This window comes from Pseudogemmobacter humi (assembly GCF_900609055.1).
GTDB classification, from domain to species: Bacteria; Pseudomonadota; Alphaproteobacteria; order Rhodobacterales; family Rhodobacteraceae; genus Pseudogemmobacter; species Pseudogemmobacter humi.
In genome coordinates this window covers 99,281-116,505 of sequence record NZ_UXAW01000034.1, presented here as the reverse complement: position 1 = coordinate 116,505, position 17,225 = coordinate 99,281, and the positions used below count along the sequence as shown (strand labels likewise).

Below are 17,225 nucleotides of genomic sequence, written 5' to 3'. Positions count from 1 at the left end.
GCTTAATCCAAAACACATCGAAAAACCTGACAGGGAGACCGACATGAAGCTGACCCGCCGCCACACGCTCGCCGCCCTCTCCGGTGCCGCGCTTTCGGCCCCCTACATCCGCCCCGCCCGGGCCCAGGGAGGATCGGTCAATGTCTACAACTGGGCGGATTACATCGGCGAAACCACCATCGCCGATTTCGAATCCGAAACCGGGATCAGCGTCGTCTACGACCTTTACGCCAGTTCCGAAGAGGCCCAGGCCCGGATGCTGGTCGGCGGCACCGGATACGATGTGGTGCTGCAATCGGGCCTCTCGATGCCGCAATTCGTCAAGGCCGGGGTCTTCCAGCCGATCGACAAGGCAAAACTCACCGGCTGGTCGAATCTCGACCCCGATATCCTGAAGATCGTCGGGGGCTTCGATCCCGGCAACACCCATGGCGTGCCCTATATGTGGGGCTCGGTCGGTTTCACCTTCAACCTGGACCTGGTGCGCGAACGCCTGCCCGATGCCGATCTAGAGGATCTGGCGACGATCTTCACCCCGGAAAACGCCGCGAAACTGGCCGATTGCGGGATCTCGCTGCTCGACAGCCCGACCGACATCGGCTGGACGGTGCTGAAATGGCTGGGCATCGACCCCGACACCGCCGGCGCCGCGGAATATGCGAAGATGGCCGAGGCTTTCGCGCCGATCCGGCAATATGTGGCGACCTTCGACAATTCCAACTATCTCAACACCTTGCCCAACGGCGAGATCTGCGTCGCCAACACCTGGTCGGGCGATTACAGCGTGGCGAAGTCGCGCGCGGCCGAGGCCGGGCTGGATCTGAACCTCGCCTATTACGTGCCGAAAACCGGCGCCCCGGCCTGGTTCGACCTGTGGTCGATCCCCTCGGATGCGCCGAACACCGAGAACGCCTACCGCTTCATCGACTACCTTCTGCGCCCCGAAGTCATCGCCGCCTGCACCGATTACACCGGCTACGCGAATGCCAATGCCGCGGCGACACCGCTTGTCGATCCCGATATCGCCTCGGACCCGGCGGTCTACCCCGACGAGGAAATCCTCGCGCGCCTCTACACCCCCGCACCCCAGACCGATCAGCAGGAGAGCGACCTGAACCGGATCTGGCAGACCATCAAGACCGGCGGCTGAGCGTCATGTCCGGTGAGGCGGAACCCTTCATCCGCATCGAGAACGTGGCCAAGAGCTTCGGCAGCTTCCAGGCGGTGAAAGACGTGAACCTGACCGTGGCCCGGGGCGAGATCTTCTCGCTTCTGGGCGGCTCGGGCTGCGGCAAGACCACGCTTCTGCGGATGCTCGCCGGGTTCGAGGACCCCACCGCCGGGCGGATCTTCATCGACGGCCAGGACATGTCCGGCATCCCGCCCTGGGAGCGGCCGGTGCATATGATGTTCCAGTCTTACGCGATCTTCCCGCATATGAGCGTCGAGAAGAACATCGCCTACGGGCTGAAGCATGAACGGATCAGCGCCGCCGACCGCGCCGCCCGGGTGGCCGAAATGCTCGATCTGGTGCAGCTCACGCCTTTCGCGAAACGCAAGCCGCATCAGATCTCGGGCGGGCAGCGCCAGCGGGTGGCGCTCGCGCGCGCCCTGGCGCGGCAGCCGAAACTCCTGCTGCTCGACGAGCCGCTCGCCGCGCTCGACAAGAAACTGCGCGAACACACCCAGTTCGAGCTGATGTCGATCCAGGCCCGCACCGGCGTCACCTTCATCGTCGTCACCCACGACCAGGAAGAGGCGATGACCCTCTCCGACCGCATCGCGGTGATGGACCGGGGCGAGGTCCGCCAGGTGGGCACCCCGACCGAGATCTACGAATACCCCGCCTCGCGCTTCGTTGCCGGTTTCATCGGCGCGATCTCGACCTTCCCGGCCCGCGTCATCCGCCTGACCGGAGACCTCGCCGAGGTCGACATCCCGGCGATGGACGGTACCTTCGCCGCCCGCGCCACCCCGGGCCTGACCGAGGGCCAAGAGATCACCGTCGCGCTGCGCCCCGAAAAGGTAGCCATCGCGAAAACCTGCCCCGATGCGGTGAACGTGGTCGAGGGCCAGGTCAAAGACCTCGCCTATTTCGGCAAGGACAGCCTCTACCGCGTCACTTTGCCCGGCGGCGATCTCATCGCGGTCCACGCCGTCAACGCGCGCCGCGGCCCCGACACCGCCCGCCCTGCCGACTGGGACGACAAGGTCTGGCTCTCGTTCGAGCCCGCCTCGGCCATCATCCTGACGGACTGACGCCATGCGCCCCGCCCCCCTCTTCACCTTGATCCAAATACCCTCGGGGGGAGGCGCCGAATGGCGCCGCGGGGGGCAGACGGCCCCCCGCTCCCCGGCCAGCCAGCGGGGCGCGCCATGAGCACCCTCGCCCGCTGGTTCCACCGCCGCGGCTGGCGCGATCTGATCATCGCCACGCCCTACGCCTGGCTGATCCTGCTGTTCCTGATTCCCTTCCTGATCGTGGTCGCGATGAGCCTCGCCACCCGCACCCCGACCGCGCCGCCCTTCGGCTACGGCGGCGAAAATCCGGTGCTGAATTTCCGGGGCTATGCGCGGCTCTTCACCGACACGCTCTATATCCGCGCCTTCGTCACCTCGCTGATGAACGCCTCGATCGCCACCATCTTCTGCCTGCTCCTCGGCTATCCGATGGCGCTCGGCCTGACCCGGGTGTCGAAAAGCTGGCGAAATATCCTTTTGATGCTGGTGATCCTGCCGTTCTGGACCTCGTTCCTTCTGCGGGTCTACGCCTGGATGGGGCTGATGGGGCGCAATTCCTGGTTCAACCGGATGCTGACCGACAGCTGGAACTGGCTGGTGCCCTCCGACTGGGCCATCACCAGCGTGCCGATGATGAACAGTAATTTCGCGGTGATCCTCGTCACGGTCTACACTTACCTGCCGTTCATGATCCTGCCGCTCTACGCCAGCCTCGAACGGCTCGACCCGCAGCTCGACGAGGCGGCGATGGATCTGGGCTCGCGCCCCTGGCGGGTGTTTCTCGACGTGACCCTGCCGCAATCCCTGCCCGGCATCATCGCCGGCGGGATGCTGGTCTTCATCCCGGCGGCGGGCGAGCTGGTGATCCCGGTCCTCGTCGGCAATCCGTCCTCGCCGATGATCGGCCGCATCATCTCGGACGAATTCGCCCAGGCCCGCGACTGGCCGATGGCCTCGACCGTCGCGGTCGCGCTCCTCGTGCTGATGGTCGGGCCAACGATGATCTACTCGCGCTATCAGCAAAAGGCCGAAGGCGCCGGATCGGGGGAGGAAAAACCATGACCCGCCGCCCGGTCTTTCTGATCACCGTGCTCTGTTTCGGCTTTGCGTTCTTCTACATCCCGATCCTGTCGATGATGGTCTATTCCTTCAACGACAGCAGACTGGCCACGGTCTGGGGCGGGTTCTCGACCCGCTGGTATGCCTCACTGTTCTCGAACCGCCAGGTCGGCGCCGCGCTGCTCTTGTCGGTGCAGATCGCGCTGATCTCGGCCACCATGGCCACCATCCTCGGCGCCATGGCCGGGATCGCGCTGGCGCGGTTCCGCAAGTTCCGCGGCCGGACGATATTCTCCGGCATGGTGACCGCACCCCTGATCATGCCCGAGGTGATCACCGGCATATCGCTGCTGATGTTCTTCATCATGCTGGCGCAGATCACCGGCTGGCCCGGGCAACGCGGTTTCACCACGATCACGCTGGCGCATATCACATTTTCCATGGTGTTCGTCACCACCGTGGTTCACGCCCGCATGAGCCAGATGGACCGCTCCATCGAAGAGGCGGCGATGGATCTCGGCTCGCGCCCCTGGCAGGTGCTGAAGGACGTGACCCTGCCGGTGATCTCGCCCGCTTTGGTCTCGGGCTGGCTTCTCGCCTTCACCATCTCGCTCGACGATGTGGTAATCACCTCTTTCACCACCGGGCCGGGCGCGACCACTTTGCCGCTTTTGATCTGGTCCAAGGTCAAGCTGGGCGTCACCCCCGACATCAACGCGCTGGCGACGCTGATCGTCGTGACCGTCGGTCTCTGCGTCGCGCTGGCGGGCTGGCTGATGAGCCGGGCCGAGCGCCGCCGCCTCGCCGAGGAACGCCTCGCCTACAGGGCCGGCGGATGAGCGGGGCGCGGCTCTGGCACCAATTGACCCGCCCGGCCGGCCCCCCCGGCAGCGCCCGCGCCCGCTACGGCGCCGCGATGGAACTGCACGCCCAGGGCCGGTTGTCCCGGCAGCAGTTGGAAGCCTACCGCGAAGCCTCGGCCTTCGACGACCAGGACCCCGCGCAGGTGCTGACCGACCGCGGCCTGGCGGTCCCCGAGGCCCCACCGCCCTCGCCAGCCCTCGCGCTGACGCTGCTCGCCGATGAGATCGACCGCTGCCTCGCCACGCTCGCCAGTCCCGGCATCGCCGAGACCCGCAGCGGCTTCGCCGCGCTCACCCGGCAGGCCCCGCAGCCCCGGCCGGGACCGGAGCACCCGGTGGCCGCCGCGCTGCTGCCCCCGGCCCTCGCCGCGCTGGCCGGGGAGAACCCCACGCTGGCCGAGGCCATCGCCCTCGCCGCCCCGCATCTGACATGGGAAAGCTACGGCTACGGCCCCGGGATCGGCCCGCATTTCCCGCAGTCCCATGCCTTTGCCAGCCTCGCAGGCGAGAGCGCACCCTTCACAGCGCGGGATTTCGACCTCGGCCTGTTCCTGATCGCGCCGCACACGCTCTACCGCGACCATGCCCATGCCGCGCCCGAGCTTTACCTGCCGCTGACCGGCCCGCATCGCTGGCGCTTCACCCCCGGCGCCGGTTTTCGCGAGAAACCCGCCCTCGCGCCGGTCTGGAACCCGCCGCACCGCCCCCATGCCACGCTGACCGGGGCCCAGCCCTTCCTCGCGCTCTACGCCTGGACCCGCGACACCCGCGCCCAGGCTTACGTCCTGCCCGCCGACGACTGGCCCACCCACGAGCCCACGCCATGAGCGCCACAATCCTCACCAATGCCCGGATCCGCACCATGGACCCGGTCCGCCCCAGGGCCGGGGCGCTGCTGATCCGGGACGGCCGCATCGCCGCGCTCGGCACCACCGAAGAGATCGCCGCGCTGGCCCCCAAAGGCGCGAAACGGATCGACGCCCATGGCGCCCTGGTGCTGCCCGGCTTCCAGGACGCGCATATCCATCTCTTGTCCGGCGGCACCGATCTGGCCACCGCCGCGCCGCTGTATGAAGCCGTGAACCTCGCCGATCTGCTTTCGCGGGTGGCGGCCCACGCCACGCGGACGCCCGACCTGCCCCTGATCCTCGGCGCGGGCTGGCAGCCGGGGATCTTCACCGACGCCGATCTGACCGCCGAGGCGATCGACCCCGCGACCGGCGGCCGCCCGGCGGTGCTTTACGATTCCAGCTTTCACAACGCCTGCCTGAACACCGCCGCGCTGACTATGGCCGGGATCGGCCCCGGAACGTCTGATCCCCCGAACGGCCATATCGTCCGTTACCCATCGGGCCGGCCCACCGGGATGCTGCATGAAGAGGCGATCCCGATGGCGCTCTCACGCCTGCCGCACCTCAGCGATGCCCATCACCTGCAAGGGCTGCGCGCGGGCCAGGCCCATGCCAATGCGCATGGGATCACCGGCGTGCTCGATCCCTGCATCACCGATCTTGAGGCGCGGATCTACGCCATGGCCGTCGCACGCGGCGACCTTACCCTGCGCGTGACCGGCGCGGCGCGGATCGCACCGCAGGACACGCCCGAGACCGCGCTCGCCAGGCTGACCGCGCTGCGCGCCGCCCATCCGGGGCCGGATTTCCATGTGCAATCGGCGAAATTCTTCATGGATGGCGTGTTCGAGAACCGGACCGCCGCCTGCCACGCGCCCTATGCCGACGCACAGGGCGGCAACGCGCCCTGCATGTTCAGCCAGGACCAGACGGTCGCGCTGATGACGGCGCTGGACGCGGCGCGGTTCCAGATCCATGCCCATGTGATCGGCGATGCGGCGCTTACCCGCGTGCTCGACGGGCTGGAGGCCGCGCGGGCCGCGAACGGCGCCTGGCCCGCGGCGCATCAGCTCGCCCATCTGCAACTGACGGCGCCCGGGGATTTCGCGCACCTCGCTGCGCTCGGAATGGCGAATATCCAGCCGCTCTGGGCGCGTTACGATCCCAAGATCCCCGACATCGCGCTCGACATGATCGGGCCGGAGCGGCTGCTCCTCACCTACGCCTTCCGCCGGATGCTGGATCAGGGCGCAGGATTCTGCCTGTCATCGGACTGGCCGGTCTCGACCCTGAACCCGTTCGAGATCATCGAGACCGCCATCACCCGCCAGGCGCGGCAGGCCGAGACCCCCGGCCCGCCCTTCCTGCCAGACGAAGCGCTGACCGTCGCCGAATGCGTCGAGGGCTACACGGCCCAGGCCGCCCGCGCCTGCTGGCGCGAAACCTTCACCGGCAGACTCTCACCCGGTTTCTCGGCCGATCTGATCCTGCTGGACCAGGACATCTTCGCCTGCCCGACCACAAAGATCTCGGACACCAAAGTCCTGCTGACGCTCTTCAAAGGCCAGCCGGTGCACAGCGCCTGACCTCTCCCTTTCATCCTGACCGAAATACCCCGGGGGGTATGGGGGGCTGGCCCCCCATGCGCCGCCAGCCGTCCCGCGCTCAGGCCCGGGGCTTCTTCGGCGGCACGAACCGCTTCGAGGTGTCGCGCGCATCGGTCCGCGCCGGCGCAGGCTTGCCTGCCGGTTTCGCGAAGGGCTTTTTCGCCGCGAATCCCTTGCCCGCGGGTTTCGCGCCATGGCTCTTCGCCCCGGCGCTGCGCGGAGCCGCGGGTTTCGCGCCCTCGCGTTTCACGAAGGGCCGGCCTTCCGCGCCGCCCTCGGCGCGGGGGCGGCGGGCATCAGAGTCCCTCGGCGCGTAATCCTCGCGCGACCGCGGCGCGCCTCCGGCGGCATGGCTCTTGTAGCCCGCCGCCCGGGCGGGCCTGTCACCGTCATGCGATTTGTAGCCTGCCGATTTCGGCGCCGGACGCTCGCCTGCGGTCGGAGACCAGCGCGGCTTCCTGTCGTCGCCCTCATCGCGACGCGCCCGGGGCGCTCGCTCTTCGGTCTCGTCGCGCTTGCGCGGCCAAGGCTTTCTGCCGCCTTCCGCCGAGGCCGGACGCGGGGCATCGTCCTCGCGCCGCGCCCAGGGCTTGCGCTCGGCAGGCGCAGGACGCGCCGCCTCATCCTCATCGGCAAAACGCGAGGGCTTCGGCTTGTAAGGCGCTTTCGGCCCCTCGCGGCGCGGCGCGCGCTCGGGACGCTCACCACGCTCGGGACGCGGCCCGGCGACCCGGCCTTTCGGGCCGAAGTCCGGCGCCTCGTCCACCCGGTGCATGACCAGGCCCTGCTCGATCTCGGCACCATCCTTGAACCGCCCGGCCAGCGGCTCGGCGATCTGGACGAAGGTTTCCTCCTGCTGCACCCGGATCGCGCCGATCCCGTCTTTGGAGATCCCGCCGGCATCGCAGATCTTCGGCAACAGCCAGCGCGCCTCGGCCCGGCCGGTATGGCCGACCGACAGCCGGAACCACACCGCGGGTCCGAACTCGCCCCGCTCGCGCGGCGGCAGCGCCGCGGGGGGCGGCAGATCCTCGGCCAGTTCCTCGGGCGCCGAGCGCCCGGCGCGCCAGAGCCGCACGAAGGCCGCCGCGATGGCCTCGGGCCCATGCGCCTCCAGCAGATCCGCGGCGATCCCGGCCTCATCCCCGGCCGCTTCGGACAGCGCCGGATCGGCCATCAGCCGCTCGTCCTCGCGCATCTGCAATTCCTCGGCCCCCGGCGCCTTGCCCCATTCGGCGACCAGTTTCGCACCCTGAAGCAGCCGGTTCGCCTTGCGGAACTCGGCCTGGGGCACCACCAGAACCGAAGTGCCCTTGCGCCCCGCGCGCCCGGTGCGGCCCGAGCGGTGCAGCAGCGTGTCATGATTGGTCGGCAGATCGGCGTGGATCACCAGATCCAGCCCCGGCAGGTCGATGCCGCGCGCGGCCACGTCGGTTGCGATACAGACCCGCGCCCGCCCGTCGCGCAGGGCTTGCAAAGCATGCAGCCGCTCGCTTTGCGAGAGCTCCCCCGACAAAGCCACCACCGGGAAGCCCCGGTTCACCATCCGCGCATGCAGGTGGTTCACATTGGCCCGGGTCTTGGCGAAGACGATGGCGACCTGGGCGTCATACCAGCGCAACAGGTTGAAGATCGCCGGCTCCTTGTCGCGGTTCGCGACCGAGATCGCGCGATATTCGATGTCGGCATGCTGGCTGGCCTCGGACTTCACCTCGACCCGCCGCGCATCCTTCTGATAGGTCGCGGCCAGCGTCGCGATCTCTTTCGGCACCGTGGCCGAGAACATCAGCACCCGCTTTTCCTCGGGCGCGGCCGCCAGCAGGAACTCCAGATCCTCGGCAAAGCCCATGTCGAGCATCTCATCGGCTTCGTCGAGCACCACCGCCCGCAGTTCCGACAGATCGAGCGAGCCGCGCTCGACGTGGTCGCGCAACCGGCCCGGGGTGCCGACGACGAGATGCGCGCCACGATCCAGCGCGCGCCGCTCGGTCCGGTAATCCATCCCGCCCACGCAGGACGCCACGGTCGCATCGGCATAAAGCCAGACCAGCTCGCGCTGCACCTGAAGCGCCAGTTCACGCGTCGGCGCGATCACGAGGCCGAGGGGCTTCTCGGCGGGCAGCAGCACATCCATCCCGCCCAGCACCTCGGGCGCCATGGCAAGGCCGAAGGCCACCGTCTTGCCCGATCCGGTCTGGGCCGAGACCAGCAGGTCGCGCCCGATCAGATTGGGCGCCAGCACTGCCTCCTGCACCGGGGTCAGCTGCGAATAGCCCTTTGCCGCCAGCGCCGCCTTCAGCGGCGCGGCCAGATCTTCCATATCCATGATTCGTCCTGTCCGGGGGCCATGCCCCCTCGTGAGCCAAAAGAAAAAGGCCCACTTGCCCCGGCCGCGCCCTCCCCGGCGACGGCCCCGGAACGCTCAGGCCTGCCGCGGCTCTACACGCTTTTCGCGCCCCTGTATAGCACCGGGCATCTGTTCACCCGCGCCTCGCCGGGATATGATCGGTATCATGCCCGCCCTGTGCCGCGACTGCCTGACCCGCTTTACCGCCGGCGCGCGATGCCCCGCCTGCCGCAGCCCCCGCGTGGTCGCGCATGAGGAACTGGAGGCGCTCTCCATCGCCCATATGGATTGCGACGCCTTTTACGCCAGCGTCGAGAAGCGCGACAATCCCGACCTGCGCGACCGGCCGCTGATCGTCGGCGGCGGCACCCGGGGCGTGGTCTCGACCTGCTGCTACCTCGCGCGGATCAGGGGCGTGCGCTCGGCGATGCCGATGTTCCAGGCCCGCGCGCTCTGCCCCGAGGCGGTGGTGATCGCGCCGCGGATGCAGGTCTATGCCGAGGTCAGCCGCCGGATCCGCGCGCTGATGGAGGAACTGACCCCCGATATCGAACCGCTGTCGCTGGATGAGGCCTTCCTCGATCTCTCGGGCACCGCGCGGCTGCATGGCGCCCCGCCCGCCGTGCTGCTCGCGCGGCTGACGAAACGGATGGAGGACGAGATCGGCGTCACCGGCTCGGTCGGCCTGTCGCACAACAAATTCCTCGCCAAGATCGCCTCGGATCTGGACAAGCCGCGCGGGTTCTCGGTGATCGGCCGCGCCGAGACCCGCGCCTTCCTGACGCCAAAGCCGGTGGGCATCATCTGGGGCGTGGGCACCGCCAGCCGCGCGGCGCTGGAATCCGCGGGGATCCGCACCATCGCCGATCTGCTCAGATGGGAGCGGGCCGATCTGATCGCCCGCTTCGGCCAGATGGGCGAGCGGCTCTGGCATCTGGCGCGCGGCGAGGACCGCCGCCGCGTCAGCCGCGACGCGGTGCCGAAATCCATCTCGAAGGAAACCACTTTCTCCGAGGACACCGCCGATGCCGACCTGCTGGACGGCCATCTCTGGCGGCTGGCGGAACAGGTCGCCGACCGGGCCAAGGCGAAGGATCTGGCCGGACGCACCGTCACGCTGAAACTGAAACGCGGAGATTTCCAGCTGATCTCGCGCCGCCAGGCGCTTGGCGATCCGACCCGGCTGGCCGACCGGATCTACCGCACCGCGCGCGAGATGATGGACCGCAGCGGCACCCCCGGCCCGTTCCGGCTGATAGGTGTCGGCATCGCCGACCTCTGCCCCGGAACCGAGGCCGACCGCTCGCCCGACCTGCTGGACCCCGAGGCCAGCCGCCGCGCCGCCGCCGAGCGCGCCGCCGATGCGATCCGCGCCCGGTTCGGCAAAGAGGCGATCATCAAGGGCCGCGCTTTGCGCTGATCGCTTTCATCCTGACCCAGATACCCCCGCCGGAGGCATCCGACGCCGGTCCGAAGGCAGACCGGCCTAATCGTAGAACGGCGTCATCTGCGCCACGACGACCGAATTCTCGGCCAGCGCGCGCTCCATCAGCGCGATCTCTTCCGCGCCGATCTCTTCCCCGGCCTTCTGCCGCTCGTCGAGCGTGCCAAGACCCTGGACCTCCAGCGGCGCCAGATCGGCCTCTTTCAGGATCGCGACGGTTTCGCGCACCGCCTCGGCCTCGTCCACGCCCGAGGCATAGCACATCAGCGCGGCGCCGGTGGCCTTGTCGGGCAGGCCGTCGCCCGCCTTGCGCCCGACCTCGACCACCAGAGTATAGACCTGCTGGGGGCGCTTTTCCTTTTTCTCGTCTTCAGCCATCTCGCGCCCCCAAAATCCTTCGAAGGATTTTGCAAATTTCTTTGAAGAAATTTGCGTTCAGTCCCGCAGCAGCTCGTTGATCGAGGTTTTCGAGCGCGTCTGCGCATCGACCTTCTTCACGATCACCGCGCAGTAAAGGTTGATCCCGCCCTTCGACGGCATCGAGCCCGCCACCACGACCGAGCCCGCCGGCACCTCGCCATACATCACGTCGCCGGTCTCGCGGTCGACGATCTTGGTCGATTTGCCGATGAACACGCCCATGCCGAGGACCGCGCCCTCGCGCACGATGCAGCCCTCAACAACTTCGGAGCGCGCGCCGATGAAGCAGTTGTCCTCGATGATGGTCGGTCCGGCCTGCATCGGCTCCAGAACGCCGCCGATGCCGACACCGCCGGAAAGATGCACGTTCTTGCCGATCTGCGCGCAGGAGCCCACCGTGGCCCAGGTGTCGACCATGGTGCCCTCATCGACATAGGCCCCGAGGTTCACGAACGAGGGCATCAGCACCACGCCCTTCGCGATATAGGCCGAACGGCGCACCACCGAGGTCGGCACCGCGCGGAAACCGGCGGCCTGCCACTGCGCCTCGCCCCAATGGGCGAATTTGCTGTCCACTTTGTCCCACCAGGTGCCGCCCTGCGGGCCGCCCGTCTGGACCTCCATATCCTTCAGGCGAAAGCCCAGCAGGACCGCCTTCTTGGCCCATTGGTTGACATGCCATTTGCCGCTCGCCTGACGCTCGGCCACCCGCAACACGCCCTTGTCCAGCGCATCGAGCGTGGCCTCTACGGCGTCGCGGGTCTCGCCTTTGGTGGCCGGCGTGATCGTGTCGCGCGCCTCCCAGGCGGCTTCGATGGCGGTTTCCAGCGCGGCGTTCGACATGGGGATTTCCTCTGGACGGGTTTCGCTCGGGTTCCCCGGGCTATAAGCCTTGCGAAAAGCTCACGCAATCCGGGAGAGGCCATGAAGGACGAACCGCGCAATCATCCGTTCCGCGACAGCACGCAGGACATCGAGGCCGCCGACCGGATACCGGATACCGCGCAGACCCGCGCGCCCGCCTATCGGCTGGCCTTCACCGACCAGGATTTCATGACGCGCGAGGAGTTGCGCCCGGTGCGGTTGCAGCTGGAACTGCTGAAGCCGCAGATGGTGATGGACGAGCGCGGCGTGGAAAGCACCGTGGTGATGTTCGGCGGCGCACGCATCCCGGCGCCCGAACACCGCGATGCGGCGAAAACCGCGGTTCTGGCCGATCTGTCGCCCTATTACGACGAGGCGCGGCGATTCGCCCGGATCATGACCGAGCGCAGCCTGGAGAGCTACGGCCGCAAATGGGTGATCGTCACCGGCGGCGGCCCGGGCGTGATGGAGGCCGGCAACCGCGGTGCGGCGGATGCGGGCGGGCAGTCGGTCGGCCTCAACATCGTCTTGCCGCACGAACAGGCGCCGAACGCTTACGTCACGCCCGATCTGTGCTTCAACTTCCACTATTTCGCCATCCGCAAGATGCATTTCCTGATGCGGGCGGCGGCGATCGTGGTTTTCCCCGGCGGCTTCGGCACGATGGATGAATTGTTCGAGAGCCTGACGCTGATCCAGACCCGGCGGATGAAGCCGATCCCCTTCCTGCTGTTCGGCCGGGACTGGTGGGAAAAGGTGGTGAACTGGCAGCAGCTTGCCGATGCGGGCGTGATCAGCCCCGAGGATCTGGCGCTGTTCAGCATCGTCGAGACCGCCGAAGAGGCGATCACCGCCATCGACGCCTGGAAGAACGGGATCTGAGGGGGTTCCCCCTCAGCCCCTGGCCGGAATGTTCATCGCCCGCTGCACCGCCGGGCGGGCGAGGAAACGCTCAAGATAGCCCGGCACATGGCGCAGCGCGCCCCAGCCCGCCAGATCGGCGGCCTTGTAGAAGTTGCGCAAAGCGTTGAGCCAGGGGCCGATCGCCATATCGGCGATCGTGTAGTCGCCCGCGATCCAGTCCCGGCCTTCCAGCGCACCATCGAGCACCTTCAGAAGCCGCTCCGCCTCGGCGCGGTAGCGTTCCTTCGGGCGGGGATCTTCGATCTCTTTCCCGGCGAAATGGTGGAAAAAGCCAAGCTGGCCGAACATCGGCCCAAGGCCGCCCATCTGGAACATCAGCCACTGGATCACCTGCCAGCGTTCCGCTTCGGGCAGGAACTGCCCCGATTTTTCCGCCAGATACAGCAGGATCGCCCCGCTTTCGAACAGCGGCAGCGGCTGGCCGTCCGGCCCCTCGGGGTCGATGATCGCCGGGATCTTGTTGTTGGGGTTCAGCGACAGGAATTCCGGCGTCAACTGGTCGTTCTTGCCGAAATCCACCAGATGCGCGTCATAGGGCAATCCGGTCTCTTCCAGCATCAGCGAGACCTTCACCCCGTTCGGCGTCGGCAGCGAGTAAAGCTGGATCGCGCGAGGGTTGCGCGGCGGCCAGCGGCGGGTGATCGGAAAATCGGAAAGCGCGGTCATGTCTGACTCCTGCGAGGGCTCCTGAATGGGATAGCCGAAAATTCCCCCTGGGTAAGCCTTCAGATCTGTGCGATATTTCCGGCGCGCCTGTGCGCGCAGCAAATGACAGGACCGGGAAACCCATTCCGGCCAGAACAGAGGAACAGAGCGATGCTCAATGAGTTCAAGGCGTTTATCTCCAAAGGCAACGTCATCGACATGGCGGTCGGTATCATCATCGGCGCCGCCTTCACCGCCATCGTCACCTCGCTGGTGGACGATCTGGTCAACCCGCTGATCGGTATCTTCGTCGGCGGGATCGACTTCTCGGCGCTCAGCGTCGGCATCGGCGATGCGAAGTTCATGTATGGCAATTTCATCAATGCCGTCATCAAGTTCCTGATCATCGCCTGGGTGGTCTTCCTGCTGGTCAAGGCGGTGAACCGCGCCAGCGAACTGGGCCGCAAACCCAAAGAGCCCGAGCCCGCCGCCCCGGCAGCGCCGACCGAAGCGGAACTGCTGCAACAGATCCTGACCGAGTTGAAAACGAGCAAACTCTGACCGCCAGCGCAACGCGCCAGCCGGACAGCAGGCCCGCGGGGAAGCCCCCCGCGGGCTTTTCGCTTACAGCGCCAGCGCCTCGCTGGCCGGGATCACCGGCAGATCCAGCGCCGCGCCCACGGCGGCATAGGTCAGCCGCCCGGCATGGGTGTTCAGCCCGTTCAGCAGATGCGGATCCTCGGCGCAGGCGCGGCGCCAGCCCTTGTCGGCCAGCGCGAGCAGGAAGGGCAAAGTCGCATTGCCGAGGCCCTGGGTCGAGGTGCGCGCCACCGCGCCGGGCATGTTCGCCACGCAGTAATGCAGGATGCCGTCGACCTCGTAGACAGGGGCCTCATGGGTGGTGGCGTGGCTGGTCTCGAAACAGCCGCCCTGGTCGATCGCCACATCGACCAGCACCGCGCCCGGCGGCATGGTGGCAAGCTGCGCCCGGCTGATCAGCCGCGGCGCCGCCGCGCCCGGCACCAGCACCGCGCCGACCACCATATCCGCGCTGCGGATCAGATCGGCCACCGCCGCGCCGCTGGCATATTGCGTGGTCAGCTTTCCCATGAAGATGTCATCAAGGTAGGACAGCCGCGGGACCGAGCGGTCCAGCACGGTGACATTCGCCCCCATCCCCACCGCGACCCGTGCGGCAGCGGTGCCCACAACGCCGCCGCCGATGATCACCACATTCGCCGGCCGCACCCCGGGGATGCCGCCCAGCAGAACCCCGCGCCCGCCATTGGCCTTTTGCAGCGCCCATGCGCCCACCTGGGGCGCCAGCCGCCCGGCGACCTCTGACATCGGCGCGAGCAAGGGCAGCCCGCCACGGGCGTCGGTCACCGTCTCATAGGCGATGGCGGTCACGCCCGAGGCCAGCAGGTCGCGGGTCTGTTCCGGGTCGGGCGCCAGGTGCAGATAGGTGAACAGAAGCTGCCCCTCGCGCAGCATCCGCCGCTCGGCGGGCTGCGGCTCCTTGACCTTCACGATCATCCCGGACGCAGCGAAGACCTCTGCCGCATCGGCGGCGATCCGGGCACCGGCCGCCAGATAATCCTCGTCGGCGAATCCCGCGCCGAGGCCCGCGCCGGTCTGGATCAGCACCTCATGGCCGCGCGCCACCGCCTCGCGCGCGGCATCCGGGGTCATGCCGACCCGGAACTCCTGCGGCTTGATCTCTTTCGGGCAACCGATTTTCATCCGCACCTCCCTGCGTGCTCTCCGGGGCCGAGCATGGCGCAGAACCGCCCCGCGGAACAAGGAAAACGCGAGCCAGGGAAAGCAAAAGAAAACCCCCGGCCTTGCGGGCGGGGGCTGACTTGTCCGGGCCTTGCGGCCCCAGTGTTCGCATGAACGCCTCGCCCTTGCGGGCGAAAAGCTCAGAGCGCGCCTTCGCGCTGCGCCTTCTTGCGCGCGAGTTTACGCGCACGGCGGATCGCCTCGGCTTGCTCACGCGCTTTTTTGACCGACGGTTTCTCGAAATGCTGCTTGAGCTTCATTTCGCGGAAAACGCCTTCGCGCTGGAGCTTTTTCTTCAGGGCCCGAAGGGCCTGTTCGACGTTATTGTCGCGGACGCTGACCTGCATGTGGTTGTCACCACCTTCCTAAGCTAGAGTTGCACATGATTTGTGCAGGCCCGCGCCCCATAGCAGAGGGGGGCGTCCCTGTCCACCTTGACAAGGACCGTGCGGTCGGGAGGCAGCGATGGAAGCGTCGGATGTGCGGGAAAAACTGGTGGAAGCCGCGCTTCCGCATGTGGCCTTCGACGGCTGGTCGGGGGCGACTTTGCGTGCAGCCATAGCCGATTCGGGGGTAGAGCCGGGGCTCGCCCATGCGCTGTTCCCGCGCGGCGGCGTCGATCTGGCGCTGGCCTACCACGCCCGGGGCGACCGCGAGATGATCCGGCGGCTGGCCGAAGAAGACCTCGCCGCGCTCAGGTTCCGCGACCGGATCGCCCGGGCGGTGATGCTGCGGCTGGAGGTTTCCGACCGCGAGGCGGTGCAGCGCGGCACCACGCTTTTCGCGCTGCCGCAGCATTCGGCGGCGGGCGCGCGGGCGATCTGGGGCACCGCGGATGCGATCTGGACCGCGCTTGGCGACACATCGGATGATGTGAACTGGTATACCAAGCGCGCCACGCTTTCGGCGGTCTATGGCGCCACGGTGCTTTACTGGCTGGGCGACGACAGCAGCGGCCACCAGGCGGTGCGCGATTTCCTCGACCGCCGGATCGAAGGCGTGATGCGGTTCGAGAAAGCGAAGGCGGCGCTTGCCAAAAACCCGCTCGGCAAGGCACTGATGGCGGGGCCGCTGAAAGTCCTCGACCGGATCCGGCCGCCCCGCATCGCCGAAGACCTGCCGGGACAGGACCGCGCCGGTCCCCGCCCTGACTGACCCAGACCGCCGGAGCATAAGCCCATGACCCTTTCCGACACGATGATGGCCATCGAGATCGTCGCCCCCGGCGGCCCCGACGTGCTGCAACCCTGCTCGCTGCCGGTGCCGGTGCCCTGCCATGGCCAGATCGTGATCCGGGTCGCCTATGCCGGGGTGAACCGCCCCGACGCGCTGCAACGCGCCGGCGCCTATGCGCCCCCTGCCGATGCCTCGCCGCTGCCGGGGCTGGAATGTTCGGGCACCGTGGTCGAGACCGGGCCGGGCGTCACCCGCTGGAAGATCGGCGACAAGGTCTGCGCGCTGCTTCCGGGCGGCGGTTATGCCGAATATGCGGTCTGCCACGAGACCCACGCTTTGCCGGTGCCCAAAGGCATGTCGATGAAGATGGCGGCCTGCCTGCCCGAGACCTGTTTCACCGTCTGGTCGAACATCGTCATGCGCGGCGGGCTGAAAGCGGGCGAGAAATTTCTCGTCCACGGCGGCACCTCGGGGATCGGCACCACCGCGATCCAGATCGCCCGCGCGCTCGGCGCGCGCGTCTTCGCCACCGCCGGCACCGATGAGAAAGCCCGCGTCTGCGAGGATCTGGGCGCCGAGGCCGCCTTCAACTACCGCACCCAGGATTTCGTGACCGAGATGCGCAAGCTGGGCGGCGCGGATCTGATCCTCGACATGGTGGGCGGATCCTATATCCCGCGCAACATCAAGGCGCTGGCGGATGAGGGACGGATCGTCCAGATCGCCTTCCTGCAAGGCGCCAAGGCCGAGGTGAACTTCGCCGAGGTGATGATGCGGCGGCTGACGATCACCGGCTCGACCCTGCGCCCGCAAAGCGAGATCGCCAAGGCCCGGATCGGGGCCGAGGTCGAGCGCGAGGTCTGGCCGATGATCGCGCGCGGCGCGCTGAAAGTGGTGCTCGACAGCGAATTCCCGCTGCGCGACGCGCCGAAAGCCCATGAGCGGATCGAGGCGCCCGGCCATATCGGCAAGATCGTGATGAAGGTCGAACAGGGCTGAGCG

The 17,225-nt window shown here is 67.8% G+C and carries 17 protein-coding genes; 11 read left to right on the top strand and 6 right to left on the bottom strand.

Annotated elements, in window-relative coordinates; all coding sequences use genetic code 11:
* Nucleotides 1-43: 43 nt before the first annotated feature.
* The 6 genes from XINFAN_RS03200 to XINFAN_RS03175 all read left to right on the top strand — a co-directional run bounded on the left by XINFAN_RS03200 (nucleotide 44) and on the right by XINFAN_RS03175 (nucleotide 6,600).
* Complete coding sequence (locus XINFAN_RS03200) at nucleotides 44-1,150, top strand: polyamine ABC transporter substrate-binding protein (protein ID WP_124085057.1); 1,107 nt, start codon at nucleotides 44-46, stop codon at nucleotides 1,148-1,150.
* A 5-nt stretch (nucleotides 1,151-1,155) separates the two neighbouring features.
* Entirely contained in the window at nucleotides 1,156-2,259 is a 1,104-nt protein-coding gene (locus XINFAN_RS03195; RefSeq protein WP_124085056.1) for an ABC transporter ATP-binding protein, read from the top strand.
* Between the two features lie 117 nt (nucleotides 2,260-2,376).
* Nucleotides 2,377-3,303: an ABC transporter permease gene (locus tag XINFAN_RS03190; RefSeq protein WP_124085055.1), complete on the top strand. Its 927-nt coding sequence runs from the start codon at nucleotides 2,377-2,379 to the stop codon at nucleotides 3,301-3,303.
* A complete protein-coding gene (locus XINFAN_RS03185; RefSeq protein ID WP_124085054.1) occupies nucleotides 3,300-4,139 on the top strand; it encodes an ABC transporter permease subunit in 840 nt (279 codons plus the stop codon). The genes XINFAN_RS03190 and XINFAN_RS03185 overlap by 4 nt, the downstream gene beginning before the upstream one ends.
* On the top strand, nucleotides 4,136-4,990 hold the full coding sequence (locus XINFAN_RS03180) for a dimethylsulfonioproprionate lyase family protein (RefSeq protein WP_124085053.1): 855 nt from the start codon (nucleotides 4,136-4,138) through the stop codon (nucleotides 4,988-4,990). Before XINFAN_RS03185 ends, XINFAN_RS03180 begins: the two co-directional genes overlap by 4 nt.
* The gene (locus tag XINFAN_RS03175) at nucleotides 4,987-6,600 is read left to right on the top strand and encodes an amidohydrolase (RefSeq protein WP_124085052.1); all 1,614 of its coding nucleotides are present in this window, start codon (nucleotides 4,987-4,989) and stop codon (nucleotides 6,598-6,600) included. The genes XINFAN_RS03180 and XINFAN_RS03175 overlap by 4 nt, the downstream gene beginning before the upstream one ends.
* Before the next feature lie 79 nt (nucleotides 6,601-6,679).
* Here the strand turns inward: XINFAN_RS03175 and XINFAN_RS03170 are convergent, their stop codons facing one another.
* On the bottom strand, nucleotides 6,680-8,947 hold the full coding sequence (locus XINFAN_RS03170; RefSeq protein WP_124085051.1) for a DEAD/DEAH box helicase: 2,268 nt from the start codon (nucleotides 8,945-8,947) through the stop codon (nucleotides 6,680-6,682).
* Nucleotides 8,948-9,134: 187 nt separating this feature from the next.
* Between XINFAN_RS03170 and XINFAN_RS03165 the strand changes: the two genes are divergently transcribed.
* The gene (locus tag XINFAN_RS03165; RefSeq protein ID WP_124085050.1) at nucleotides 9,135-10,388 is read left to right on the top strand and encodes a DNA polymerase IV; all 1,254 of its coding nucleotides are present in this window, start codon (nucleotides 9,135-9,137) and stop codon (nucleotides 10,386-10,388) included.
* Between the two features lie 66 nt (nucleotides 10,389-10,454).
* On the opposite strand, the gene XINFAN_RS03160 is transcribed toward XINFAN_RS03165, so the two are convergent.
* Complete coding sequence (locus tag XINFAN_RS03160) at nucleotides 10,455-10,790, bottom strand: DUF8846 family protein (protein ID WP_124085049.1); 336 nt, start codon at nucleotides 10,788-10,790, stop codon at nucleotides 10,455-10,457.
* A 57-nt stretch (nucleotides 10,791-10,847) separates the two neighbouring features.
* The gene (gene dapD, locus XINFAN_RS03155; protein ID WP_124085048.1) at nucleotides 10,848-11,675 is read right to left on the bottom strand and encodes a 2,3,4,5-tetrahydropyridine-2,6-dicarboxylate N-succinyltransferase; all 828 of its coding nucleotides are present in this window, start codon (nucleotides 11,673-11,675) and stop codon (nucleotides 10,848-10,850) included.
* A gap of 81 nt (nucleotides 11,676-11,756) precedes the next feature.
* Here dapD and XINFAN_RS03150 point away from each other — a divergent pair, with 81 nt between their 5' ends.
* Nucleotides 11,757-12,578, top strand: coding sequence for an LOG family protein (locus XINFAN_RS03150; protein WP_124085047.1), 822 nt, complete (start codon nucleotides 11,757-11,759; stop codon nucleotides 12,576-12,578).
* A gap of 12 nt (nucleotides 12,579-12,590) precedes the next feature.
* Here the strand turns inward: XINFAN_RS03150 and XINFAN_RS03145 are convergent, their stop codons facing one another.
* Nucleotides 12,591-13,286, bottom strand: a complete 696-nt coding sequence (locus XINFAN_RS03145) for a glutathione S-transferase N-terminal domain-containing protein (RefSeq protein ID WP_124085046.1) — start codon at nucleotides 13,284-13,286, stop codon at nucleotides 12,591-12,593.
* A gap of 150 nt (nucleotides 13,287-13,436) precedes the next feature.
* Here XINFAN_RS03145 and mscL point away from each other — a divergent pair, with 150 nt between their 5' ends.
* Entirely contained in the window at nucleotides 13,437-13,826 is a 390-nt protein-coding gene (gene mscL / locus XINFAN_RS03140; RefSeq protein ID WP_124085045.1) for a large conductance mechanosensitive channel protein MscL, read from the top strand.
* A gap of 63 nt (nucleotides 13,827-13,889) precedes the next feature.
* Here mscL and ald read toward each other — a convergent pair whose 3' ends face one another.
* Nucleotides 13,890-15,008 carry an alanine dehydrogenase gene (ald, locus tag XINFAN_RS03135; protein ID WP_124085044.1) on the bottom strand — a complete coding sequence of 373 codons (1,119 nt, stop codon included), beginning with the start codon at nucleotides 15,006-15,008 and terminating at the stop codon, nucleotides 13,890-13,892.
* A 179-nt stretch (nucleotides 15,009-15,187) separates the two neighbouring features.
* Nucleotides 15,188-15,394, bottom strand: coding sequence for a 30S ribosomal protein S21 (gene rpsU, locus XINFAN_RS03130; RefSeq protein ID WP_082400860.1), 207 nt, complete (start codon nucleotides 15,392-15,394; stop codon nucleotides 15,188-15,190).
* 118 nt (nucleotides 15,395-15,512) lie between these two features.
* Here rpsU and XINFAN_RS03125 point away from each other — a divergent pair, with 118 nt between their 5' ends.
* A complete protein-coding gene (locus tag XINFAN_RS03125; RefSeq protein ID WP_124085043.1) occupies nucleotides 15,513-16,202 on the top strand; it encodes a COQ9 family protein in 690 nt (229 codons plus the stop codon).
* A gap of 24 nt (nucleotides 16,203-16,226) precedes the next feature.
* Nucleotides 16,227-17,222 carry an NAD(P)H-quinone oxidoreductase gene (locus XINFAN_RS03120; RefSeq protein WP_124085042.1) on the top strand — a complete coding sequence of 332 codons (996 nt, stop codon included), beginning with the start codon at nucleotides 16,227-16,229 and terminating at the stop codon, nucleotides 17,220-17,222.
* Nucleotides 17,223-17,225: the final 3 nt, after the last annotated feature.

Excerpts from the sequence above, each read along its gene's own strand:
- dapD (WP_124085048.1), bottom strand. The coding sequence starts at position 11,675 with ATGTCGAACGCCGCGCTGGAAACCGCCATCGAAGCCGCCTGGGAGGCG.
- XINFAN_RS03170 (WP_124085051.1), bottom strand. The coding sequence starts at position 8,947 with ATGGATATGGAAGATCTGGCCGCGCCGCTGAAGGCGGCGCTGGCGGCA.
- XINFAN_RS03160 (WP_124085049.1), bottom strand. The coding sequence starts at position 10,790 with ATGGCTGAAGACGAGAAAAAGGAAAAGCGCCCCCAGCAGGTCTATACT.
- XINFAN_RS03150 (WP_124085047.1), top strand. The coding sequence starts at position 11,757 with ATGAAGGACGAACCGCGCAATCATCCGTTCCGCGACAGCACGCAGGAC.
- XINFAN_RS03180 (WP_124085053.1), top strand. The coding sequence starts at position 4,136 with ATGAGCGGGGCGCGGCTCTGGCACCAATTGACCCGCCCGGCCGGCCCC.
- mscL (WP_124085045.1), top strand. The coding sequence starts at position 13,437 with ATGCTCAATGAGTTCAAGGCGTTTATCTCCAAAGGCAACGTCATCGAC.
- XINFAN_RS03145 (WP_124085046.1), bottom strand. The coding sequence starts at position 13,286 with ATGACCGCGCTTTCCGATTTTCCGATCACCCGCCGCTGGCCGCCGCGC.
- XINFAN_RS03125 (WP_124085043.1), top strand. The coding sequence starts at position 15,513 with ATGGAAGCGTCGGATGTGCGGGAAAAACTGGTGGAAGCCGCGCTTCCG.
- rpsU (WP_082400860.1), bottom strand. The coding sequence starts at position 15,394 with ATGCAGGTCAGCGTCCGCGACAATAACGTCGAACAGGCCCTTCGGGCC.
- XINFAN_RS03195 (WP_124085056.1), top strand. The coding sequence starts at position 1,156 with ATGTCCGGTGAGGCGGAACCCTTCATCCGCATCGAGAACGTGGCCAAG.
- XINFAN_RS03190 (WP_124085055.1), top strand. The coding sequence starts at position 2,377 with ATGAGCACCCTCGCCCGCTGGTTCCACCGCCGCGGCTGGCGCGATCTG.
- XINFAN_RS03175 (WP_124085052.1), top strand. The coding sequence starts at position 4,987 with ATGAGCGCCACAATCCTCACCAATGCCCGGATCCGCACCATGGACCCG.
- XINFAN_RS03165 (WP_124085050.1), top strand. The coding sequence starts at position 9,135 with ATGCCCGCCCTGTGCCGCGACTGCCTGACCCGCTTTACCGCCGGCGCG.
- ald (WP_124085044.1), bottom strand. The coding sequence starts at position 15,008 with ATGAAAATCGGTTGCCCGAAAGAGATCAAGCCGCAGGAGTTCCGGGTC.
- XINFAN_RS03120 (WP_124085042.1), top strand. The coding sequence starts at position 16,227 with ATGACCCTTTCCGACACGATGATGGCCATCGAGATCGTCGCCCCCGGC.
- XINFAN_RS03200 (WP_124085057.1), top strand. The coding sequence starts at position 44 with ATGAAGCTGACCCGCCGCCACACGCTCGCCGCCCTCTCCGGTGCCGCG.
- XINFAN_RS03185 (WP_124085054.1), top strand. The coding sequence starts at position 3,300 with ATGACCCGCCGCCCGGTCTTTCTGATCACCGTGCTCTGTTTCGGCTTT.